The sequence below is a fragment of the Pseudomonas sp. ASL9 genome (genome assembly GCF_056680335.1).
The window spans coordinates 5,852,442-5,874,852 of the sequence record NZ_CM155277.1 but is presented as its reverse complement, the minus strand read 5'-3'; the positions used below and the strand labels follow the sequence as shown (position 1 = coordinate 5,874,852).

20 protein-coding genes and 2 pseudogenes are annotated in these 22,411 nt (G+C 57.6%); 4 read left to right on the top strand and 18 right to left on the bottom strand.

Annotated features, from left to right (window positions below):
- Positions 1 to 617 precede the first annotated feature (617 nt).
- Together pdxH and norR are read right to left on the bottom strand one after the other, a co-directional pair.
- Positions 618 to 1,265, bottom strand: a complete 648-nt coding sequence (pdxH, locus tag AC1ME2_RS26975; RefSeq protein WP_480438271.1) for a pyridoxamine 5'-phosphate oxidase — start codon at positions 1,263 to 1,265, stop codon at positions 618 to 620.
- Positions 1,266 to 1,364: 99 nt separating this feature from the next.
- Positions 1,365 to 2,894 (bottom strand): nitric oxide reductase transcriptional regulator NorR, encoded by a 1,530-nt coding sequence (norR, locus tag AC1ME2_RS26970; RefSeq protein ID WP_480438270.1) that lies wholly within the window; start codon positions 2,892 to 2,894, stop codon positions 1,365 to 1,367.
- A gap of 163 nt (positions 2,895 to 3,057) precedes the next feature.
- Here norR and ytfE point away from each other — a divergent pair, with 163 nt between their 5' ends.
- Entirely contained in the window at positions 3,058 to 3,732 is a 675-nt protein-coding gene (ytfE, locus tag AC1ME2_RS26965; protein ID WP_480438268.1) for an iron-sulfur cluster repair protein YtfE, read from the top strand.
- Between the two features lie 84 nt (positions 3,733 to 3,816).
- On the opposite strand, the gene AC1ME2_RS26960 is transcribed toward ytfE, so the two are convergent.
- Together AC1ME2_RS26960 and AC1ME2_RS26955 are read right to left on the bottom strand one after the other, a co-directional pair.
- Complete coding sequence (locus AC1ME2_RS26960) at positions 3,817 to 4,254, bottom strand: CopD family copper resistance protein (protein ID WP_480438267.1); 438 nt, start codon at positions 4,252 to 4,254, stop codon at positions 3,817 to 3,819.
- 28 nt (positions 4,255 to 4,282) lie between these two features.
- The gene (locus AC1ME2_RS26955; RefSeq protein WP_480438265.1) at positions 4,283 to 5,473 is read right to left on the bottom strand and encodes an NnrS family protein; all 1,191 of its coding nucleotides are present in this window, start codon (positions 5,471 to 5,473) and stop codon (positions 4,283 to 4,285) included.
- Between the two features lie 515 nt (positions 5,474 to 5,988).
- On the opposite strand from AC1ME2_RS26955, the gene AC1ME2_RS26950 reads away from it, so the two are divergent.
- Positions 5,989 to 6,672, top strand: coding sequence for a Crp/Fnr family transcriptional regulator (locus AC1ME2_RS26950; RefSeq protein WP_480438264.1), 684 nt, complete (start codon positions 5,989 to 5,991; stop codon positions 6,670 to 6,672).
- A gap of 5 nt (positions 6,673 to 6,677) precedes the next feature.
- On the top strand, positions 6,678 to 6,869 hold the full coding sequence (locus tag AC1ME2_RS26945) for a protein DnrP (protein WP_480438263.1): 192 nt from the start codon (positions 6,678 to 6,680) through the stop codon (positions 6,867 to 6,869).
- 17 nt (positions 6,870 to 6,886) lie between these two features.
- On the opposite strand, the gene AC1ME2_RS26940 is transcribed toward AC1ME2_RS26945, so the two are convergent.
- The 8 genes from AC1ME2_RS26940 to AC1ME2_RS26905 all read right to left on the bottom strand — a co-directional run bounded on the left by AC1ME2_RS26940 (position 6,887) and on the right by AC1ME2_RS26905 (position 15,827).
- The gene (locus AC1ME2_RS26940) at positions 6,887 to 8,728 is read right to left on the bottom strand and encodes a nitric oxide reductase activation protein NorD (RefSeq protein ID WP_480438262.1); all 1,842 of its coding nucleotides are present in this window, start codon (positions 8,726 to 8,728) and stop codon (positions 6,887 to 6,889) included.
- Between the two features lie 76 nt (positions 8,729 to 8,804).
- On the bottom strand, positions 8,805 to 10,232 hold the full coding sequence (locus AC1ME2_RS26935) for a cbb3-type cytochrome c oxidase subunit I (protein ID WP_480438261.1): 1,428 nt from the start codon (positions 10,230 to 10,232) through the stop codon (positions 8,805 to 8,807).
- Positions 10,233 to 10,235: 3 nt separating this feature from the next.
- The gene (locus AC1ME2_RS26930) at positions 10,236 to 10,676 is read right to left on the bottom strand and encodes a c-type cytochrome (RefSeq protein ID WP_480438260.1); all 441 of its coding nucleotides are present in this window, start codon (positions 10,674 to 10,676) and stop codon (positions 10,236 to 10,238) included.
- Between the two features lie 647 nt (positions 10,677 to 11,323).
- Positions 11,324 to 11,581, bottom strand: a complete 258-nt coding sequence (locus AC1ME2_RS26925) for a cytochrome C oxidase subunit IV family protein (protein ID WP_480438259.1) — start codon at positions 11,579 to 11,581, stop codon at positions 11,324 to 11,326.
- Positions 11,582 to 11,591: 10 nt separating this feature from the next.
- Positions 11,592 to 12,179 (bottom strand): cytochrome c oxidase subunit 3 family protein, encoded by a 588-nt coding sequence (locus tag AC1ME2_RS26920; RefSeq protein ID WP_480438258.1) that lies wholly within the window; start codon positions 12,177 to 12,179, stop codon positions 11,592 to 11,594.
- Positions 12,163 to 12,966, bottom strand: a complete 804-nt coding sequence (locus AC1ME2_RS26915) for an AAA family ATPase (protein WP_480438257.1) — start codon at positions 12,964 to 12,966, stop codon at positions 12,163 to 12,165. The genes AC1ME2_RS26920 and AC1ME2_RS26915 overlap by 17 nt, the downstream gene beginning before the upstream one ends.
- Positions 12,967 to 13,069: 103 nt before the next feature.
- Positions 13,070 to 14,458, bottom strand: a complete 1,389-nt coding sequence (hemN, locus tag AC1ME2_RS26910) for an oxygen-independent coproporphyrinogen III oxidase (protein ID WP_480438256.1) — start codon at positions 14,456 to 14,458, stop codon at positions 13,070 to 13,072.
- 22 nt (positions 14,459 to 14,480) lie between these two features.
- Positions 14,481 to 15,827, bottom strand: coding sequence for an oxygen-independent coproporphyrinogen III oxidase (locus AC1ME2_RS26905; RefSeq protein ID WP_480438255.1), 1,347 nt, complete (start codon positions 15,825 to 15,827; stop codon positions 14,481 to 14,483).
- Positions 15,828 to 16,068: 241 nt separating this feature from the next.
- On the opposite strand from AC1ME2_RS26905, the pseudogene AC1ME2_RS26900 reads away from it, so the two are divergent.
- Positions 16,069 to 16,386 (top strand): annotated as a pseudogene (locus AC1ME2_RS26900) (helix-turn-helix domain-containing protein); the annotation flags it as partial.
- Here AC1ME2_RS26900 and AC1ME2_RS26895 read toward each other — a convergent pair.
- The 6 genes and pseudogenes from AC1ME2_RS26895 to AC1ME2_RS26870 form a co-directional block, all read right to left on the bottom strand.
- Positions 16,383 to 17,498 (bottom strand): methyl-accepting chemotaxis protein, encoded by a 1,116-nt coding sequence (locus tag AC1ME2_RS26895; protein ID WP_480442353.1) that lies wholly within the window; start codon positions 17,496 to 17,498, stop codon positions 16,383 to 16,385. The pseudogene AC1ME2_RS26900 and the gene AC1ME2_RS26895 overlap by 4 nt on opposite strands.
- 168 nt (positions 17,499 to 17,666) lie before the next feature.
- Positions 17,667 to 17,888 (bottom strand): annotated as a pseudogene (locus tag AC1ME2_RS26890) (PAS domain-containing protein); the annotation flags it as partial.
- Positions 17,889 to 18,136: 248 nt separating this feature from the next.
- Positions 18,137 to 19,075: a catechol 1,2-dioxygenase gene (catA, locus tag AC1ME2_RS26885; protein ID WP_480438254.1), complete on the bottom strand. Its 939-nt coding sequence runs from the start codon at positions 19,073 to 19,075 to the stop codon at positions 18,137 to 18,139.
- Positions 19,076 to 19,360: 285 nt separating this feature from the next.
- Entirely contained in the window at positions 19,361 to 19,849 is a 489-nt protein-coding gene (benB, locus tag AC1ME2_RS26880) for a benzoate 1,2-dioxygenase small subunit (protein WP_480438253.1), read from the bottom strand.
- Positions 19,846 to 21,210 carry a benzoate 1,2-dioxygenase large subunit gene (gene benA / locus AC1ME2_RS26875; RefSeq protein ID WP_480438252.1) on the bottom strand — a complete coding sequence of 455 codons (1,365 nt, stop codon included), beginning with the start codon at positions 21,208 to 21,210 and terminating at the stop codon, positions 19,846 to 19,848. The genes benB and benA overlap by 4 nt, the downstream gene beginning before the upstream one ends.
- A 409-nt stretch (positions 21,211 to 21,619) precedes the next feature.
- Entirely contained in the window at positions 21,620 to 22,354 is a 735-nt protein-coding gene (locus tag AC1ME2_RS26870) for a methyl-accepting chemotaxis protein (RefSeq protein WP_480442352.1), read from the bottom strand.
- Between the last annotated feature and the right edge of the window lie 57 nt (positions 22,355 to 22,411).

Genomic DNA, 22,411 nt, shown 5'->3' with positions numbered 1-22,411 from the left:
GGCCTCGCCGCGTCTTCGACGCTGCGCTGTCGCGCAGCAAACGGGGTTGTGATTTGTGTACTGTGATCGGCGGCGGTGTGTCCGATAAGACGCCTTCGCGAATAAATTCGCTCCCACCGGGGTCTTGATTTGCCTTTGGTTTTTAAGTGAATTGACTCTCGAATTACGGCAAGGCCCCTTTTCCAGGAGGCCGAGCGCAGGCGTTGCGCAGGGGGTAACGAGGCAGGACGCCGAGTTAGCCGCACGGGGCCATGGATGGCCCCTTGCGGCGACCCCGGAGCAACGCCGGAGCGAGGGAAGTCCGAGCCTAGGCGAGGATCCGTATGGAGGGGCAAGCATTCGGTTACCTTTTTGTGGTCCGGCATTCCGGCGTTTGTAAAAGGTGACACGCTGTAAGAGCAGAACCGTAATTCCAGCACACGCCAATGCCGGATGTACACATCATGACCAATGCCAACACATTGTTTTTAAAGGATTAAAAAGCAGTTTGATGAGAGCGGGCTTGCCCGCGAAGGCAATGTTCGCCTTAGCACATGTATCGACTGAGATGACGTATTCGCGGGCAAGCCAGCTCCCACACTGAATCCCCATTGCCATATGTTCTGCGCAATAGTCGCTCAAGGCGCCAAACGATTTCGTTGCCACACGCCCTTCTGCAAGCGGTAATCGAGACGATCATGCAATCGATCGGCACGCCCCTGCCAGAACTCCAGCCGCGCAGGATGCAGGCAATAGCCGCCCCAATGTTCGGGTCGTGGCAGGGGCTGGCCAGTAAATCGCTGCTCGGTTTCAGCCAGTAGCGACTCGAGCGCTGCCCGGTTTTCCAACGGACGACTTTGCGGTGACGCCCAGGCACCCAGGCGACTGGCCAGTGGACGGGCGTCGAAGTAAGCATCCGAGAGCCGTGGGTCGAGCCTGGACACCTCGCCTTCAATACGAACCTGACGTTCCAGACCGGGCCAGAAAAAGGTCATGGCAGCATAGGGATTACCCGCCAGCTGCAGCCCCTTGTCACTCTGGTAATTGCCGAAAAACGTGAAGCCTTCGTCACTGAACCCCTTGAGCAGCAAGATCCGGCAATGTGGCCTCCCCTCGCTGTCGACCGTCGCCAAGGCCATGCTATTGGCCTCGACGGGCCCGCTCTCGGTCTCGCGGGCTTGTTGCATCCACTGTCGGAACAAGGCCAGAGGATCGTCCATCACCAGATCGTCTTGCAGGCCATCACGGGTGTAGTTGCGGCGCATTTCAGCCAGGGAAAGGGGCATGACGGTGATCTCCATAAGGTTCTGCCCAGTGTGCGAGGCACAGCGCGACACCACCTTGACCGCCATCAACACTGAGCATTAATGATGCACCGTCCTCCCTTACTTGAGCCGCAGACGCCGGGCCAGTTTATGCAGGTTGCTGGGGTCGACCTCCAAAAGCCGTGCGGCACTGGCCCAGTTCTCCCCGGAAAGACTCAGCGCGTGGAGAATTTTTTGCCGCTGGTAATCGTCGACGGCTTCACCCAAGGGCTGGAACGGCAAGTCAGACGCAGCGTCCAGCGGCAACTCGGCAACCGAACCCGGCGAACCCATCGCGCTGTCGAGATCCAGTATCTCGGGCTCCAGGGTCATGATCAGGTTGCGGCTGGTACCGCGGCTAAGCTGCTTCAACGCGGCTCGACTGATCACATGTTCCAGTTCACGTACATTGCCTGGCCAGGCATAGCCCAGCAGTGATCGCTCGGCCGCCGGCGACAGACGCAAACCGCGCAGGCCAAGCCGCGCCCGATTGAGTTCAAGGAAATGCCCGGCCAGCATCAACACATCACTACCGCGTTCGCGCAAGGCGGGAATCGGTACCGGATACACCGAGAGACGGTGATACAGATCGGCACGAAACAAGCCGTCGCGGATGCTGTCCGGCAAGTGTCGGTTAGTCGCAGCGATGATCCGCACATCGACATGCAGCGGCTTGTCGGCGCCGAGGCGCTGGATCTCGCCGTTTTGCAGAGTGCGCAGCAATTTGGCCTGTACGCTCAACGGCAATTCCCCGACCTCGTCGAGAAACAGCGTGCCGCCGTTGGCCGCATCGAAACGCCCGGCACGATCGCTGGTCGCCCCGGAAAATGCCCCTTTGACGTGTCCGAACAACTCGCTCTCCGCCAGCGATTCTGGCAAGGCGGCACAATTGACATGCACCAGAGGCTTGTTACGCCGACGTGAAAGACGGTGCAAACGCCGGGCGAACAGCTCTTTGCCGACCCCGGTCTCACCCAACAGCAATACCGGCAGCTCGGAATCGGCCAGCAGCTCCAGCTCATTGAGCAACTGACGCAGCACCTCGCTCTGCCCCAGAATCTCGCCTTCTTCGGCCGGCATGCGTACGTCCTGAAGATCACTGCGCGACAAGCGCAAGCTGCGGTTTTCCTGTTCGAGCCGGGTTACCCGCACGGCGGCCTCGATCTGCAAGGTACAACGCTTGAGCTCCTCCCGCGCGTGGCTGTCGAAAGTACCTGCATGCAGTGCGTCGAGGGTGATCGCGCCCCAGATCCGCCCCTCCACATACAGGCTCACGCCCATGCAGTCATGCACCGGCAGCGGTTCACCAACATGGCCGTCGAGCAAGCCGTCATAGGGGTCCGGCAGGCGACTGTCAGGCTCGAACCAGGTCGGCTCGCGCGACGCCATGATTGCCGCCAGTCGAGGATGCTGGGCGATGACAAACCGTCGCCCCAGCGCTTCGTGAACAAGTCCCACCGTCGCCACTGGTCTCAGGCTGTCGTCATCCAGACGCAGCAACCCCACGGCGCCACTGTTGAAGTATTCGCGCAGGGTCTGGACAAGCCGTTGCAAACGCACGGCATTCGGTAGCTCGACGATCAAGTCAGCAGCCAGGCTTTCACGCAGCATGGTAGTAATCACCCTCTATGGTTTTATTCACCCTAAACGGTCAGGGTATTTATCACCACAATAAAAAATTAATCTAACATTTTCAATAGGTTGGACATGGCATGCAGGATGCAATAGGGCTAGGACCTAGGACCTAGGACCTGTGAACCTAAAAGGAACCCCCATGAGCCTGACCCTTCTGGACCAAAGTCTCGGCCAACTGGCCTGCGACATTCCCGGCGCCACCCGGACTTTTCACGCTTTCAATCTGGACTTCTGTTGCGGCGGGCAGAAAAGCCTGCGTGAAGCCGCCCTCGGCAAAGGCCTCGATCCCGTGCTGATTGCCGACGCGCTCCACGCCTTGCAAGACGCCGGTGAAACCCAGCACGATTGGCGCAACGAACCCGAGGAACTGTTGATCACCCATATCCTGGCGCGCTACCACGCCCGCCACCGCGAGCAACTGCCTGAGCTGATCCGCCTGGCCCGCCGCGTCGAGCAGGTCCATGGTGCGCGCAGCAACTGCCCCAACGGCCTGGCCGATCACCTGCGGGACATGCAGCAAGAACTCGAAGGCCACATGCTCAAGGAAGAACAAGTGCTCTTCCCGATGCTGCAACAGGGAATGGGCCCCCAGGCCGCACCACCGATCCAGGTGCTGCGGTTTGAACATGATCAACATGGTGAAGCGCTGGAAAAAATGCTCGCCCTGACCGACAACATCACCCCGCCTGCCGATGCCTGCAACACTTGGCGCGCCCTCTATCGCGGGTTGCTGGAATTTCGAGACGACTTGATGCAGCACATCCATCTGGAAAACAACGTGCTGTTCGTCAAGGCCCTGACCCCTCGCCATTGAGTGTTTGCCTGCACTACAAAACCCGCGCCAGCCAACCGGTTGACGCGGGTTTTTCCTGGCCTGGATAAAGCTATGATGAGGTGATCAACCGTGCCAATAGAACATGGCCTTGGCCAGAATCACGATCAACAGCATGTGTCCGAGGATGCTGCGACGAATCCAGATGGCCCGGATAGAAGTCAGCCGCCCGATTTTCAGCCAATACGCCAGCAGCAAGTAATGCCCGATGATGCTCAAGGCCAGAACGATTTTCAGGCTCAACAACGTGCCAAAACTGCTGGCCAACGGCTGACTCAATACACTGCGGTGCTGCCATGCCAGCGCAATACCGGCGCCATACAGTAGCAACACCACGCCATGCAGCACCTTGCGCGAGCGCACCGCAATCGCCTGATCCGCCGTCAATTGCGCACCGCTCACCAACTGTTGGCGGGCGGAGTGCCAGATGAATACCTCGAAAAACAGCGTGCCGATAAAGGCGATGGCCGCCAGCAAGTGAGTGACCAGTAAAAAGGGATACATCAGCGGTAGCCTCCGTCAATTCGCGTGCTCATCCTGGATGGCCGTCAACCCGGGCCTGCAGCAGCATCGGCCCATAGCGCCAGGCGTACAGCGCAAACGCCAATGCCCAGCACATACCCGCCAGCCACAACGCACTCAAGGGAAAGAACAAAACCAGCACGACCCGACTCAGGCATGCCAAGTTCAGCAAAATGAACGCCAAAGTCATGCCCGTGGGTGGTTCCAGCGCACGGCCGGTATGCCCCAGACTGACCCGCGCGATCATCGCCAGAATCAAGCCGCCTATGGCGCCTATCGTCAAGCAATGCACCGCCAGACTCGGGTTCACCGGGACACCGAAATGCCACAGCGCCATACCCAGGCACGCCACGGCCAGCCAGCCATAGGCCAGGTGCAGCGACCACAGCAACGGCACGCGCCAGAGCGCCCGATCATGCCAGCGAACCAGACGCAGCAGATGCCCTGCCGCCAGCACCGCAAATAACAGTCCGACCCAGACGTTGGGGTTAAGCGCAGGTCCTGCAACATACAACAGCGCCACCAGCGGCGAGCCAATCAACAGCAACCGATCCAGCCAGGGCCAGGCGGTAACCCCATCCACCCGACCGAGGCCGCGTTGAGTGAAAAACGGAATGATCCGTCCGCCGATCAAACCCATCATCGCCGCCACCAGCCAGATGCCCGTCAGCACGCCTTGACGCTGCCAGCCTTCATGGCCTTCTAACAGGCCATACATGGACAACCCGTCGGCCACGGTCAACAACACCAGTACCAACACAATCGGGTAGTTACGTTTCTGCCGCACCTTCCATAGGGTGAAGCCCATCAGTGCCGCCACCGCCAACGGGAAAGCCAACTCCAGGACCGCGAGCAATGGCCACGGTACATTCGCCAGCCAGGCCACTCGCGCAAACAACCACAGCAGCGCCAGAGCCGCCAGCGGCCTGCCGCTGATACCGGGACGACTGGTCCAGGTCTGAACCGCCGTCAGCAGAAAGCCTGCAATAATCGCCAAGGCAAAGCCAAACAGCAGCTCATGCCGATGCCAGGCCAGCCAACCGCCTGCCGGCTGCCAGCCGGAAATCGCACCACTGAAGGCTGCCAGCCAGAGCGGTATGGCCAGCAACGCCAAGAGGCAGCCCGCGAGGAACAATGGCCTGAAGGCCAGACGTAACAGCGGCGCAATCGCCATCGCTTTGCGGCGGTCAAGCACTTGCATAAAGCCACTCCTTTACCTTACTGCTGGCGGGTAAATCCCAGCTCGATCATCGGGTATTACCGATAAATTGCATGTGTCACAGATCAAGCTCGTCGTCGAACGACTCGCGCCTATGGATGGGTGTTTACCAATGCAACGAATGTACCGACCACTGCAGGAGCAGCAACGACGGCGGCGATCTGATTGATCCACCCATCCCAAGCCATTCAACCAGGGTATAAATGACCCTTTATCGGTCTTTTTAACCCTAAATATCATGGTCTTTTTAACCCCAACCTCTGACACACCCAAGAAACAAGGGCCTCCCGGCATGGCCCGGGTCTTGCTCAAGCATGAGCACTTTCACAGAAACCTTTAATCCCTCTCGATTGCCCGGAGTCGTCATGAAAAAAGTCATTCAGCCACTGGCATGGTTTGTGGTTTTGACCTCAATCGTGGCCTTGGCCAGCGGTGTGTCTCTAGGCCTCGTTTGACGTGATAGCCGTCCCCCTCCTCAACCTTCAGGATGAATTTTTATGGTGCTCCATCGCGTCCATCACCAGATTCTGCGCAGTCATCATTTGTTCGAGCCGTTGAATGAAGAACAGCTGGATGAACTGATGAGTACCAGCCACTTGCTGAGCATCGACAAAGGCGAACCGCTGTTCCGTCAGGGCGAGCCAGCCGACTCGTTCTACTTCGTGATTGCCGGGGCGGTGAAAATCTACCGCCTGACACCCGATGGGCAGGAGAAAGTGTTTGAGGTCATCAGTGAACGGCAAACCTTCGCCGAGGCAATGATGCTGATGGACACACCCAACTATGTGGCTTCTGCCGAAGCGATCTGTCCCACTCAGCTCTATCGCTTATCCAACAGCACCTATATGCGTCTTTTGCAAAGCAATAGTCGCCTGACCTTTGCCCTGCTCGGCAAGCTGTGTGTACGCCTGCACCAGCGGGTCAACGAGATCGAAACCCTGTCGCTGAAAAATGCGACCCACCGGGTCGTGCGGTATCTGCTGACGCAACTGGTCCGCCTGCAAACCATTGACAGCCAATTCGAACTGCCAATGGCCAAGCAGCTGATCGCCGGGCATCTTTCCATCCAGCCGGAGACGTTTTCGCGAATAATCCGGCGTTTGATCGATGAAAAAATCATCACTCAAGACGGTCGCCAGATCGAGATTCTTGATCGTCTGCGCTTGGAACAGTTCGAGTGAATGTCATGCCCACCTGTCTGTATTGCCAACACACCAACCCCTCACAGGAACCCGAATGCCTCCAATGCGGCATGCCCCTGCCGGCACTGGCCGAACACGCTGGAGAACGTCGACAGCGCCGATTCATGTGGTTCTGCATCGGCCTGACGATCTTCTGCGTGATCATGTTTTTCTGGCTGCCGCGCAGCATCCACTGATGCGGCAGCCACGCAGCTCAAGGCTGAGTCAGTTGGCGATACAGCTGCGGCAAGCGCAAGGGTAGTTGCTCGGGCTGACGGATCAAGGTGTAGCCATTGGCGCCAAACATATACGGCAGGTAATCACCGGCCTCGCGGTCAATGGTGATGCAGAACGGCGTCAATCCCTGACGCCGTGCCTCCAGTACCGCCTCACGGGTGTCTTCAACACCGTAGCGACCTTCGTAGAGATCCAGATCATTGGGCTTGCCGTCAGTCAGCAGCAGTAACAGTTTGCGCCGCCGCTTACAGCCGCCCAGCAGTTGCGTGGCCTGGCGAATGGCGGCGCCCATGCGCGTGTAATACCCCGGCTTGAGCCCTTGAATGCGACCTCGGGTGTTGTCGTCATAGTGTTGGGTGAAGGACTTGAGTTCTTGCATGCGTACTTGCTGGCGACGCAACGAAGAAAACCCGTACAAGGCGAAATCGTCACCCAACACCGACAGCGTTTCGCCAAACAGCAGCAGGCTGTCCCTGATCACATCGATCACTCGATGCTCATCGTTCAGGTGGGCATCGGTGGACATCGACACATCCGCCAGCAACAGACACGCCAGGTCGCGGCGAGTCTGCCGTTGCTCCATGTACAGACCGCGTTCGGCGCACTGACCATGCTGGCGTTCAACGTGAAAATCCAGCCAGGCCTGCATGTCCAGTTCTGATCCCTGAGGTTGCTGGCGTAACCATTGACGGTCGTTGCGCAGAAGCTCGAACTGGCGCCGCAGGCGGTTCGCCGATGCCTTCAGTCGTGACGGTAACGGCTGTGCCTGGCAATCGCGCGGCAGCATCATTTGCAGATTGACGAAGCCGTCCTGCATCTGCTGTTTGCGATAGTCCCACTCCGGCAACTTGATGCCCTCGCCCAGCGGAATATCGTCGACATCGGCCGGCGGTAAATCCAGGTGCAGCTTAAGGCCCCCGCCCTTGCGCAACCGCGTGCGTGACAGGGCCAATTCGTCCAGGTCTTCGGCCACTCTGGCGGCGTTCGGGTCTTCGCTGTCGTCCGACCAGCGATCCAGGTCCACGTGTTCGGTCCAACTGAACAGGTTCTCCAGACGAACCACCAACAGCCCGCCTTTGCTAGTGTTCTCATCAATCCGCTTGGCGCGTTTTCGGCCGCCTTTCTGCTCGCTGGGGGGCGTAGTCAGGTACTCTTCCGACTCCTCGCTCAGATCTGCGTCTTGTGGACTTGCCAGGTTCTGCGGCGGGTACAACCACAGCGACAATGGCCATGCCGCGCGCTCGCTACGGGGAAAATGCTCGACACTGCCCGGCTCGCGTAACGCCTGGCACAACGCCCGTTCCAATGCCGCCTCACTGGTATTCAACGACGCCGGATCCGGGCGTAGTTGCAGATGGGCGTCGACCAGGCGTTTGTAGCGAGAGCGCAACGCCGGGTAGCGCCGCAGCAGCGTTTGCGTCCAACGCTGATTATCCCGACCCCAATGACGCATCTGACCAGCCTGCGCTGCCAGCAGCGCGAGCCAGCGATAGAGTTCCTCGTTCAATGCCACTTCAGGGAAGACCGCGAGGCTCGACGGCAGACGAAGGTTATTTTCGTCGCACCAGGCCAATGGAACTTGCTTGCAAGTCCCGGCGATCTGCTGCAGCACGTTACGGCGCAGCAACAGGTCGCGGTCGCTGGCGGCTTCCACACTGATGCTGCTGGCGCCGCCCATGGCGCGAAACAACAGCGCCAGCGGTCGTTGCTGATTGGCAAGCTCCACCCGCGCCTCGGGGAAATCCGGGCTGGCGCGTCGAGTGATGAAGCGATGCCAAACGCTGCCCACCCACTCTTCCAGTTCGACGGTAAAGGCCATGGTATTTGCCCTTTTTGGAAACCAAAAACGGCCCGCTGTATCAGCCGGACCGACCTTTTCTAGCCGTTGCACCGGCTCATGAAGGGACAACAGCGGCAGGTGCGCGTAAGGCTGCGCGGCCACGCTGCTTGAAGCTGAACAGGTAACAGAGCAACCCCACCAGGAAACACACCCCGCTGGCCAGACGCGCCCAGAAGAACGCGGTCAAATGATCGACAGTCGCCATGAACGGCAAGGCGACACCATCGGCCGGCCAACGCTGCAACGCTATCTGCACGACGCCTGCGGCGGTAAGGGACAGAGTGATCATCACCATGGACAGGGTCATCAGCCAGAAGCCCCAGATCTCGACGGTCTGCGCTCTTTCGTCCGAGGCTTCGCCGATCCCGCGCAGACGCGGCATGGCGTAGCTGATCAAGGTCATCACGATCATCGCGTAGGCACCAAAAAAGGCCAGGTGAGCGTGAGCGTTCGTCAACTGTGTGCCATGGGTGTAGAAGTTGACCGGTGCCAGGGTATGCAGAAAACCCCAGACCCCAGCGCCGAAAAAGGCGGTCACCGTGGTGCCCTTGGCCCACAGCGTGGCAGCGCGGTTCGGGTGTTGCCGACGACGGTTCTTTACCGTCGTGAAAGCGAAGATCACCATGGCCAGGAAGGGCAGCGGCTCCAGTGCGGAGAAGATTGAACCGACCCATATCCAGACCTCAGGCGCACCGATCCAGAAGTAGTGGTGACCGGTGCCGATGATCCCGGTGATCATCGCCATGGCAATGATCACATAGAGCCATTTCTCGACCACTTCCCGGTCTACCCCGGTGATCTTGATCAGCACGAAAGCCAGCATCGCGCCCATGATCAGCTCCCATACGCCTTCCACCCAAAGATGCACCACCCACCACCAGTAGAACTTGTCGCGGGCCAGGTTTCCGGGGTTGTAGAAGGAGAACAGGAAGAACACTGCAAGCAGGGTCAGCCCGGTCATCATGACCATGCTCACCGTGGTCTTGCGACCTTTGAGCAGGGTCATGCCGATGTTGTAGAGGAAGCCCAGACACACCACCACAATGCCCATTTTGGTGATGGTCGGCTGCTCCAGATAAACCCGGCCCATGGTCGGCAGCAGCTCGTTGTGGGTCAACCTGGCAAGCCCCGCATAGGGCACCAGCAAGTAGCCAAGAATCGTCAGCACGCTCGTGACCGCGAACACCCAGAACAAGATAATTGCCAGTTTCGGGCTGTGCAGCTCGCGGTCGGCCTCCTCTGGTATCAGGTAATACGCAGCACCCATGAAGCCAAACAGCAGCCAGATGATCAGCAGATTGGTGTGCACTATCCGCGCCACGTTGAAGGGAATCATCGGGAACAGAAAGTCACCGACGATGTATTGCAGGCCCATGATCAAGCCGAACACGATCTGCCCAAGAAATAATATCAGGGCAAATATAAAGTAAGGTTTGGCCACAGATTGCGAGGCGAATTTCAGATAGGGATTAGCAATGTTCATCTCTCAGCCCTCCTTGTTTGGCGGCCAGCCGTTGGTGTTGATTTTCGAGCTCCACTTAAGGAACTCAGCCATATCGTCCACTTCCTGCTCGCTCAGATTGAATTGAGGCATCGCCCGCCGCCCCGGCACGCCTAAGGGTTGCATCTTCATCCATGCATGCAGAAAGGGCTTGAAACCCACCTCCCCGCCACGCCGGTTGAACACGTTGCCCAGCTCAGGCGCAAAGTAGGCGCCCTCGCCCAGCAGCGTGTGGCAGCCAACACAGTTGTTTTGCTCCCAGACCAACTTGCCGCGCACCACTGATTCGCTTAATTGCGCTTCATTGCTGCGCTCTGGAAAGGTCTGTTCCGTGTGATAGGTCAAGGCCAGGAATATCAGGAAAAAGAACACGCTTCCCCCGAAGTAGATATTCCTGGCCATGCCTTTTGTGAAGGTCTCTGACATAGCCGCTTCCTCTTTGCTTGGCCTGTCCATGATAGGAAGCGAAGGGTTGAAACCTGCTTGATGGCGATCAAGAAAGCCAGATGGTTTTGGTCGGGTATAACATTCAAGGCCCAATAAGAGATGTCGCCCCGTCTGCGATGCCGCGCTGTCGCGCAGCAAACTGGATTGCGATTTGTGTGTCGCGATGAGTGGCGGCGTGTCAGGTACGCCGCCTTCGCGAATGAATTCGCTCCTACAGAGATTTTGATCTGCCTTTGGGATTCGGAGTGAATTGACTACCAAATTACGGCAAGGCCCCGTTTCCAGAAGGCCGAGCGCAGGCGTTGCGCAGGGGGTAACGAGGCAGGACGCCGAGTTAGCCGCACGGGGCCAGGGATGGCCCCCTTGCGGCGGCCCCCGTAGCAACGCCGGAGCGAGGGCAGTCCTCGCCCCAGCGAGGACCCGTATGGAGGGGCAAGCGTTTTAGGTTACCTTTTAGGCGCTTGTAAAAGGTGACTCGCTGTAAGAGCGAAACCGTAATTCCAGAACACCCAAATGCCGGATATACACATCAAGACAAGCGCCAACACATTGTTTTTAAAAGATTAAAAATCAGTTTGATAGGAGCTGCCGCAGGCTACGATCTTTGGGGGGGATGCACACCCTGCTCAACTGACTGACATCAGGGTCAGCCCAACCACTGTGGCCAGTGCCACCGCCCAGCTCAGCATTAACCTGCGCCACAGTCGCGGCGCATGGCGCATTTCCATGAAGCCGTCGGCGATCAGCCAGGCCTTGCCGACGGCGACCAGCAATATGGCAATAGACAGCGGCAGAGTCGCACCAGCGTGCCCCAGTACCACGGTGCACACGCTTAAGGCCGCCAACCCTGCCCAGCAGGCAACCAGAACCCTGGAAGCGGACATGAGTACCTCGTCAATTCAGGATGTAGACCAGTGGAAAAAGCACCACCCAAATCAGATCGACCATGTGCCAATAGAGCACGCCGGATTCCAGCCCGCTTCGGTTGTTGGCGCTATACAGACGACGCCGGCAGCGCTCGGCCAGCCAGCCGAGAATCAGCATGCCGAGTAATACATGAAGAAAATGAAACCCTGTGAGGATCCAGTACAGGGTGAAAAACGTGTTGTGCTCCATGCCCAACCCAGAGGCCAGCAGGTGCCGGTATTCAGTGAGCTTCAACACCACGTAGACACCGGCGGCCAGCAACGCCGCCAGCAGAAATAAGGCACCGCGGCGGGCCCTCGATTGCCTGACCTGCTTCTGAGCCAGCGCGGCAAATAGCCCGGCAGTGAGCAGGCTCAAGGTCATCGCCAATCCAGTGGAGCTGTTGAGCAACTGGCGGCTTTCGCTAAACAGCTGGGGTTTCAGTGCCTGGGTCACCGCGAACGCGATGATCAGGATCGCGAACACCGAGAGCTCGGCGAGGATGAAAAACCACATCGCCAGATCACCCGGCAAGTGGCCGGGAGATGCGCCAGTGATGTCAGGCGAAGTGGACATCAACCACATCCATCAGCGCGGCGACGGTCAGCGGATCATCGCTCAGCGGCTCGGCCAGACAGGCCATGCACGCCTCACGTGGGCTCATCCCGGAATGGATCATTCGCGCCGTAAAAATCAGCAACCGCGTGGACGCGACTTCTTCCAGATCATGTTGATCCAGCCGCCGCAGGGCCTGCCCCAACCTGACCACCTGCGCCGCCAGCGCGACGTCCACCTGGGCCTCTCTGGCGACAATACGCTCTTCATCGGCCACCGGCGGATAGCCGAAGCGCATCGCCACGAAGCGCTGTCGCGTGCTGGGTTTCATGCCTTTTAGCAGGTTCTGGTAACCGGGGTTGTAGGACACCACCAGCATGAAGGACGGCGGTGCCTGCAGAACCTCTCCGGTGCGCTCCAGGAACAGCTCTCGACGATCATCGGCCAGCGGATGCAGGACCACCACTGTGTCCTGACGTGCCTCGACCACTTCGTCGAGGTAGCAGATACCCCCCTCACGCACCGCGCGGGTCAACGGTCCGTCCTGCCACCAGGTGCCTTGGGCACCAATCAGATGACGACCGATCAGGTCGGCAGCGCTCAGATCGTCGTGGCACGCCACGGTATACAGCGGCAGTTTCAACCGATGGGCCATGTGCTGGACAAAACGGGTCTTGCCGCAGCCCGTGGGGCCTTTGATCAAAACCGGCATGCCATGTCGCCAGGCTTGCTCGAACAGCGCCTCTTCATTGTTCAGCGGTTGGTAGAAGGGTTCGGCCTTGTGTTCGAAAGAATGCGTACGGTCCACGGGCACCTCATGCAAGAGCAGGACTCAACAGCGAGTTTGAGGACCACGCTACGGGTGCCCACGACAACCTGGCAAGCAACATGGCCGGCAAACTTGATCGCCGTCAAACGGTGCGTGAAAACTGCCCTTTTTTCTCGCCACCGAGGTAGGCATCAAACGCCATCGCGGCACTGCGCATCATCAAATGCCCTTGCGGCAACAGCACCAATGCGTCCTCGTGAATCTGCAGCAGCCCGTCGCGAACATGCTCGTCCAGTTGCGCCAGTGCATCGGCAAAATACTCGGTAAAGCAGATGCCATGCTGCGCTTCGAATTTTCCGAAATGGATCCGGCCGTGACACATCAAATCGCTGATCAGCTCACGACGCAGCACGTCATCGGCGCTCAACCTGTAGCCTCGATGCACCGGCAACAAACCTTGATCCAGACGTGCGTAGTAATGAGAAAGCTCCTTGACGCTCTGGCTGTAGCTATCGCCAACCTTGCCGATAGCGGATACGCCAAGGCCAATCAAATCGCAGTCAGCGTGGGTCGAGTAGCCCTGAAAGTTGCGCTGCAGGGTGCCATTGGCGCGGGCCAACGCCAGCTCATCGTCCGGCAAGGCGAAATGATCCATGCCGATATAGACGTAACCGGCCTCGGTCAGACGGTGGATGGTCAGTTCAAGCAACTCCAGCTTGCGCTCAGGTGGCGGCATGTCTGCCAGGCGAATCAGCCGTTGCGCGCGCACCAGTTCCGGTAGATGGGCATAGCTGTAAGCGGCAATCCGGTCCGGGCGCAGCGCGATAATCTTGCCGAGGGTGACATCGAAACTCTCTACGGTTTGCAACGGCAGGCCGTAAATAAGGTCGACACTGACTGACTTGAACCGGGCCTGACGGGCGGCCGCGACCAGCGCGTAAATCTGTTCTTCGCTTTGCTGACGATTGACCGCAGCTTGCACCTCGGGATCGAAGTCCTGCACGCCGAAGCTTAGGCGGTTGAAGCCCAACTGGCGCAACGATTGAATCTGCTCGGTGCTGATGGTGCGCGGGTCGACTTCAATGGAGAACTCATGATCATCGCTGTCATCCATATCAAATGCTTGATGCAGGCAGTCCATGAGGTCAGCCAACTGCTCGCCAGTCAAATAAGTCGGCGTGCCACCGCCCAAGTGCAGTTGCGTGAGCTTGCGAGTGCTGTCGAACAAGGCTGCCTGCATTACAATTTCACGCTTGAGGTACGTCAGGTACTCGACAGCGCGATGAGTTTTCTGGGTAATGATTTTGTTGCAGGCACAGTAGTAACAAAGGCTCTTGCAAAACGGAATGTGGATATACACCGACAGCGCCTTGGGAACGGCCGCCTGATTACTGTCCCGGGCGGCACGCTGGTAGTCGTCGACGGCAAAGGCCTGATGGAACTGTGGCGCCGTGGGATAAGAGGTATAGCGCGGCCCTGGCCGGTCATACTTTTCGACCAGGGCTCGATTAAAATCAAACGAAGGTTTCATGATCAATCAACTCGCAGTTTGGTTAGTGCCTTGCATCGCCCAAATCCTTTTCAAACAGCTTGCAGATGGCGTCCACTTCCGACCGACCGGCGGGAAGAATGCAAATGAAACGGTCCGACAGTTCAATCAACCCATCCCGACTCAATTGCTCCAGCAAAGGCCAGGCTGATGAGAAGTACTGGCGAAAAATCAGTCCATAACGGGTTTCGATGGCCTGGATATCCAGCTCCAGGTCACACGACAGGCGCTCCATGACCCTCTGTCTGATCTGATCACTGGCCTCGCAGCGCCAGCCGCGACAGGTCGCCAGTTGGCCACGGTCCAGTTGCAACTGGTAGTGCTCCAGTTCGTCAGTGTTTTGTGTGTATACATCGTCGATCTGGCTGATGGCGCCTATGCCGAAGCCGACGTGATCGCAATAGCCATGGCGGGTAAAGCCCTGACAGTTGCGGCGTAACCGGCCTCTTTCCTGAGCGATCGCCAGATCATCATCGGGCCTGACAAACTGCCCCAGACCCATGTAGTGGTAACCCGCGGCGATCAGCTGTTCAAAGCAGATCTGGCGCATCGCACCTTTGTCGTCCTGGCTGCAACGCTCTCTGACTTTGTCCCCGCTCACTGGCTGATAGCGTTGTGGCGGCCGGGCATAATCGAACACCTGCAACCTGTCCGGTTCCAGTTCGATAACGGTCGCCAGCTTCAGCGCAAAACTCTCGGGTGTCTGCCATGCATGACCAAAGCCCAGATCAACATTGATGGATCGATAGCCAAAGGTGCGAGCGGCATCGATAAGCGAATGGATCGGGGCCGGGTTCTGATAGCAGGCCACTGACATTTCACTGTCGATACCGATATCCGGAACACCGATGCTGACGTGATTGAAGCCCTGATCGCGCAGCAATCCCATGGTCGCCCAGTCAGTATGGTGAAGGTCCACCTCAATGCTGTAGTCGCCGCAATCATGGTCGAGAAAATTAAACCTGCTGCGCAGGTGGCTCATCAGCCGCTGCACGTGGGCAATCGCGGGTGTACCCCCGCCCAGATGAAACTGCTCGACCCGTTGCTCGGCACTCAGGTGGCAACCGACCAGGTCGATTTCGTGCTCCAGACGCTGAAGGTACTGTTCGATCCTGCTGCGCTCACACGCGATAGTGCACGGGGAACACAAGGAAGGCTTCAGGCTGGAGGGTAACTTCACGTTCAGGGACAGCGGACGTTGCTTCTGGCGACTGCCGCGCAATGCACGAAGCAGATCCAGAGAACCAATGCCGCCATGAAACTTTTGGGTGTCAAACTGACAGTTGGGGTCGAGCACGCCTTGATCACACCGACTGATCCGCTCGCTGGGGTTGTGAAACAATTCGAGCATGACGGTCTCCGAGACTGGCTGCAGATGGCCAGTGTCCGGGTTTACCGGTCGATGCTCCTTGACTTGCATCAAGCACAGGAAGTTAACAGCGCCGCGCGGCTGTTTACGGTGCTTTTCGGAAGACTGACCATGCGACTGGTCGCGGATCCACTGCCTGAAAATTGATTATGGGCGGCCTCCGTGTTGCACGCCATTAAAGGCAGTGCGGGTACGATGGGCGCAGTCGCCCTAACGCGCCACGATTCAGGTCGGGCGATATCAGAAGCTCAGTCAGCGCTAAATAGCTCGGATGCTGGGCCGTAGCCCCTCCACGATTAGCCATGAGCTTCGTCGTAATCGATCCTTCAGCGCAGGCTACGCGGCGCATGCTGCACAAACCTATACCCGTGAGCGGCGCAAAGTCTGTCGTCCGTCCAAGAAACGGGTCACGGGCAATGAGCGCTTTGAGCCGGTTACCCACTTGCTTCGAGAGCGTTTTTCTCCGGAGCAAATCGCGGGCAAGCGGCGTGCTATGAAAATGAATGTTGAAGAAGCCTATGTCTGCCCTAAGGCCCGCTACCTGTTGAAACGCTCAACCAGGGCGTGTAAACCACGAGATGTCGTCTCAAGCTCGTTACCACGGACGACTGCTGCGTTAGCGTTTTTAGCTATTTTATCAACAGTCCCTGCAACGTTATTAATCTGCTGGGAAATACCTTCAGCAACATGGGACTGCTCTTCTGAAGCGGCTGCCATTTGCTGACTCATGCCACTGATCCGCTCAACTGCCTCGCGAATACCCTGAAGGGCGCTCTGTGCCTCTATCGCTTGCTGTACGCCGTGATCGGCCTCGCGGATACCGAGCCTGGCGATGCTTACAGCCTCATCAGCCCCCTTTTTAAGGGTTTCAATGACACTTTGAATCTGTTGAGTCGACACACGAGTCTTGCTGGCAAGGGCGCGAACTTCATCAGCCACCACCGCAAAACCACGGCCTTGCTCACCAGCCCTGGCCGCTTCAATCGCAGCATTGAGGGCCAACAGGTTGGTTTGATCCGCAATGGATTGAATCACCCCGGCAGCGGTCATGATTTGCTGGGCTTCATTGGCGAGGTTATCAACGGCTGTGCTTATATTCGTTACCGTACTAGCCAGAAGCTGAATGGCCTCTCGGGAAGTCCCGGCTACTTTATCGCCTTGCTCAGCCAGTTCATTTGCTGTTTGTGCTTCAGTGGCTGTTTGTTGAACATGCCCGGCCACCTCGCTGATTGAGGCCGCCATTTCAGTCATCGCGGCAGCCGTCATGTCCGTTTCGGCCCGCTGCTCCAGCAGGGCATGTTCAGTTTGGTTGGAGAGTAAAGAGGTATGTGCTGCTGCCTCAGCCACTTGGCTAGCCAGATCGCTCAGGCGAGTCAGGGCGGTTTTAAGGCGCGCCTCCTCACTCATTAATATCATTTCCAGTTGCGCCGACGGGCCATATGTATCGCTGTAAGTGAGGGCACTGATCGAATCACTAAAAGCATCAGGAGCGCTTTTAATAATTCGCTTTAGCAGATTTCCCTCTTGTATATATGACCACCACCCCATAGCGAGAAAGAGCGCGGTTGTTACCGCTTGGGCTGCTTGGCTCGGCAGCACGCTAGCGGCTGCCGCCATCATCGCCGCAGTTGCGGGCAACGTCATCCTTCCCATAAAGGTGGCAAAGTGGCGCCTTTTCGGCATGGCTTTTTTACCGGCACGCAATCGCTCATAAAGCATTTGTGCGCGGTTTATTTGCTCGCGAGTCGGCTTAACTCTGACAGACTCGTAGCCTGTTAAACGGCCATCTTCGAGAATGGGAGTGATATACGCACTGACCCAGTAATAGTTTCCATTTTTACAGCGATTTTTCACGACTCCCATCCAGCTTTTGCCTGCCTTCAGATAGCCCCACATCAGCCCGAAAACGGCAGGAGGCATGTCGGGATGACGAACCAAATTGTGTGGGCTGCCCATCAACTCTTCACGGGAGTAGCCGCTTATGCTCGCGAACTCATTATTGCAATAGATGATTTTCCCACTGGCATCAGTAGCTGAAATCAAACGCTGCTGAGCTGGGAACGTTTGCTCAACAGTGGTAATCGGGCGATTTATACGCAAGGTCAATACTCACAAAAAATGATGTCATGTGGCCACCGCAGATTGTTTGGTCACGCTAACCTAGCGTGTACCCCTAAGGATGCCCTGAAAAAGCGTTGCCCCCCGCCGCTTAAAACCAGTCTCAAGAAATCTGAACGAAAGGAGCTGGGCCTCGGATTAATTGCTAGGCCCGCTCCCGTCAGACAGGCGACTCAGCCCTCTTGCAAAGCCCTTGGACGATTGCTGCGCTGCTCGGCTTCAGGGCTCGGCGCACGTTGCAACTGGAAGTCGAATTCAAGCTCAGCGTGACGCCCCACTATTCCAAGCTTTTCGGCCTGTGCATTACCCTCGACAAAGTTCACCTGACCTACCAGACCATCACGGGTGCCATAGGCAAAGTCGTCCCACAGGTACTTGTCCCCGGAGAGGTTGATCTGAGTCGTCAGATGGCGACGGCCTGGTGCCGAGATGAAGTAATGAATATGCGCCGGCCGCTGGCCATGTCGGCCCAACTGGTCCAGGCATTCCTGGGTCGGACCCTGAGGGTTGCAGCCATAACCCGACGGTACGATGGAGCGTGCTTGGTAGCGGCCTTCGGAATCGGTGACGATACGTCGACGCAAGTTGTACTCCGACTGGCTCGAATCAAAGTAGGAGTAAGCCCCTTGGGTATTGGCGTGCCAGAGGTCAACCACAGCGCCCGACACCGGATTGCCGTCGGCATCGCGCACCACGCCTTGCAGAAACATCGCAGTGGCGACACCGTCTTCACTTCCGTCATCCAGCCGAGCTTCTCCTTGAGAAAGCGGAGCACCGGCCACATAGAGAGGACCTTCAATCGTACGTGGAGTACCACCGACAAGACCCACCTGCTCATCCTTGGCGTCCTGGAGCAAGTCCAGGAAGTGCTCAATGCCCAAACCTGCGACCAGCAGGCCCGCCTCGTTACTGCCTCCCAAGCGGTTCAGATAGTCAACTAACACCCAAAACTCGTCATCGGTGATGTCCATGTCCTCGACGATTTTCGCGACTTCATTGACGACCCGAAACATCAGCTGCTTCAGGCGCGGGCTGCCTTGGTCATTACCCAAACCGCTCACTTCTTTGAAGAAGGCCTGGACTTCGGGAGTATGGGAAATCTTCACGTTCATGCTGGTCAACCTCTCTTATCGGTCTTATTAATCAACGGTTTTTCAGTACTGGCCAAACGTCAACAACGCTGGCTAATGTCATGGATGGGCATTCAACCCAGGTCACCATCACCTAAGTGGCATCGGCCATCGATTAAACGGGTAATCCCATCCTCGAAGGTCAATGCAATCTTGTGGTTCATGGCGACCTCGCAGAACCGCATTCAAAATGCCATTTTCGGAGTTGGCGACATGCAGTAAAACGACATGACACCCCGCGAAGACAGCGGCTGAATACAGCCTCATTCACATGTGATAGATATCGATGACCTGGCGAACGTAGTCGTTCTTCAGCACCACTTTCTTGGCCTTGATCAGCGGCTGTTCGCCACTTACATCCAAGGTGTAGAAGCTGATGCCGAAGTAGCTGTCGACTGTCTTGTAGCGAAAACTCAGGGTGTGCCAGTTGAAACGTACCCGGCAGGTGCCTTCGCCATGCTCGATGATCTCGATATTGCTCAAGTTATGTGAAGTACGGGTGTCGGGAATGCTGGCACTGGAGCGCTCGGTTTTGATTCGAAACACCCGGTCTTCGAGACCCTCACGTCTCCCGTACCAGATCAACGAGATCTCTGTCTGCGGATCTTGTGTAAGCTCGTCATCGTCATCCCAGGACGGCATCCAGAACGTCGCGTCTGGCGCGTATAGCTCCAACCACTGATCCCATTGCTTGTCGTCCAGGTAGCGTGCTTCGCGGTAGAGGAAGTCGCACACTGTTTCGTAGGAAACACTCATTGCGCCTTCTCCACCCGAATCAACCGGGACTGCTCGGCCGCTAGCGCCTTGAGCATGGTTTCCTGCCAGTACTTGTGTTGCAGCACAAACAGGCCTTCGTCTTCGGTGCGTACGCCGCTGAGTAACGGATGCAGGTCGATTTCGCGGGCAGCATCGTCGGCGCCTTTAACCCAGTGTTCGGCGCCACGGGACATGTCGTTCCAGGCGGTCGCACTGCCCTGATAGCCCATCTGGCAAGATCGGAACTCCTCCAGATCGTCCGGCGTCGCCATACCGCTGACGTTGAAAAAGTCTTCGTACTGGCGGATCCGTCGCGACCTTGCCTCAGCGCTTTCGCCTTTAGGTGCGATGCAATAAATCGTGATTTCGGTCTGGTTGACCGAGATCGGCCGGGCGATACGGATCTGCGAGCTGAACTGATCCATCAAGTACACGTTGGGGTACAGGCACAGATTGCGCGAGTTACCGATCATCCAGTCAGCGCGAGCCTGTCCGAAGTCACCGACCAGCTCATCTCGACGCTCGTAGAGAGGCCGGTCTTCCGGATTGGCCCAGCGGGTCCACAACAGCATGTGACCTTTGTCGAAGGAGTAGAAACCACCTCCATTTTTGGCCCAACCGCCGGCGCTCATCGTCGGGTTGTTGTCGCCCGCCAGGCGCTCCTTGCGCTGGTTCTGGGTAGCCGCGTAGTTCCAGTGCACGGAACTGACGTGGTAGCCATCAGCACCGTTTTCGGCGGTCAGCTTCCAGTTCCCTTCGTAGATGTAACTGGACGAGCCTCGCAAGACCTCAAGTCCATCCGGGGACTGGTCGACAATCATGTCGATGATCTTGGCCGACTCTCCAAGATGCTCGGCCAAAGGAACCACATCAGGGTTCAGGCTACCGAACAGAAAGCCTCGATAGGACTCGAAGCATGCAACCTTGATCAGGTCGTGGGAACCTTCACAGTTAAAGCTTGACGGGTAGCCAGCCTCGCTCGGGTCTTTGACCTTGAGCAGCTTGCCGGAGTTGCTGAAGGTCCAGCCATGGAAGGGGCAGGTATAGGATGATTTGTTGCCATGCTTATGGCGGCACAGCATCGCGCCTCGGTGACTGCAGGCGTTAAGAAATGCGTTGAGCTCACCGTCCTTGTTGCGGGCGATGAAGATGGGCTGGCGCCCCATTTGCAGCGTGATGTAATCGTTCTGTTGCGGAATCTGACTCTCGTGTGCCAGATAGAGCCAATTGCCCTCGAAGATGTGCTTCATCTCGAGATCGAACAGGCGCGGGTCGGTGAACATTTCCCGCTTGCAGCGGTAAACGCCTTTTTCACGATTTTCTTCAAGCAAAGAATTGAGATACTCGATGCTGACGGACATGGCCTGAGACTCCATTGTTGTTATTAGGTATCCACAGTGTGGAGAGCAGGCGGGCCAAGCAATATCCTATCCGTGCAGACCTGTATCCGTTTCACGCAGCTCACTAGAGCTTCCAGGTATAGATGGCGACCAGGCGGTTTTCATCGTAATCGGCGCCATAGTGGGGTTGCAGCGCCAATGCTGGCCTGGATGATCGGAGAAACAATATCGAGCCGCAGCATCCGTGAAGCCGCTCGTGATATCGCCCGTCGCATCACGGCCACGCCTGAGTACCTATGCTCTCGCCGTCAACGTAAAAAAATCGACTTTTTCAACAGAATCGGTCTGAAGCAGTGGATCAAGGCTGGCCGGTCCTAACCGAAAGTGAAGGATCGCCCCAATAGCAGCGTCATGCTGGCGTGCTAACTTTTTACACTCGAAATTGTCCCAGCAGATGATTCAGTTGTCTGGCCACCTGCCCCAGATGCTGGCTGGCAGTGTTGGACTCTTCTGCCGTTTGCGCATTGCTGTGGGCCAGGCTGGCCGTCTGGGCGACGGTCTGATTGATCTCGTCGACCACCTGGGACTGTTGCAACGTCGCGCTGGCGATGGAGGCGCCCAGGCCGCTAATATTGCGCAACGTCTTGGCGATCTGGTTCAAGCTGGCACCGGCCTGGCTGGCTTGCTCCACCGTCAGACGCGAAGCCTGGCTACTGTCGTTGATTACGCTGACCGCAGCGCCGGACTTGCTCTGCAGTTGCTCGATCATCACCTGGATTTCCGACGTTGATTGCTGGGTTCGCTGAGCCAGCAAACGTACTTCGTCAGCCACCACCGCAAAACCGCGCCCCTGCTCCCCGGCTCGAGCCGCCTCGATGGCTGCGTTGAGCGCCAACAGGTTGGTCTGCTCGGCGATGGCGCGGATAACCTCCAGCACACCGCCAATCCGGGTACTGTCCTCGGCCAGCGACTGGATCGCACTCACCGCCTGAGCAATGGTCGTCGACAATTGATCGATCTGCGTCAAGCTGCGATCAATGCTCTGCAAGCCCTCCTCGGCTTGCTGCTCAGCACTGCGCACTTCGGTGGCGGCGTGTTCGGCGTTCTTTGCCACATCCTGCACGCTATAGGCCACCTCATTGATTGCCGTGGCCACCTGTTCCATTTGTTGCGACTGCTGGCCGCTTTGCTGCTGGCCAGCACTGGCGCTGTCGCTCAGGGA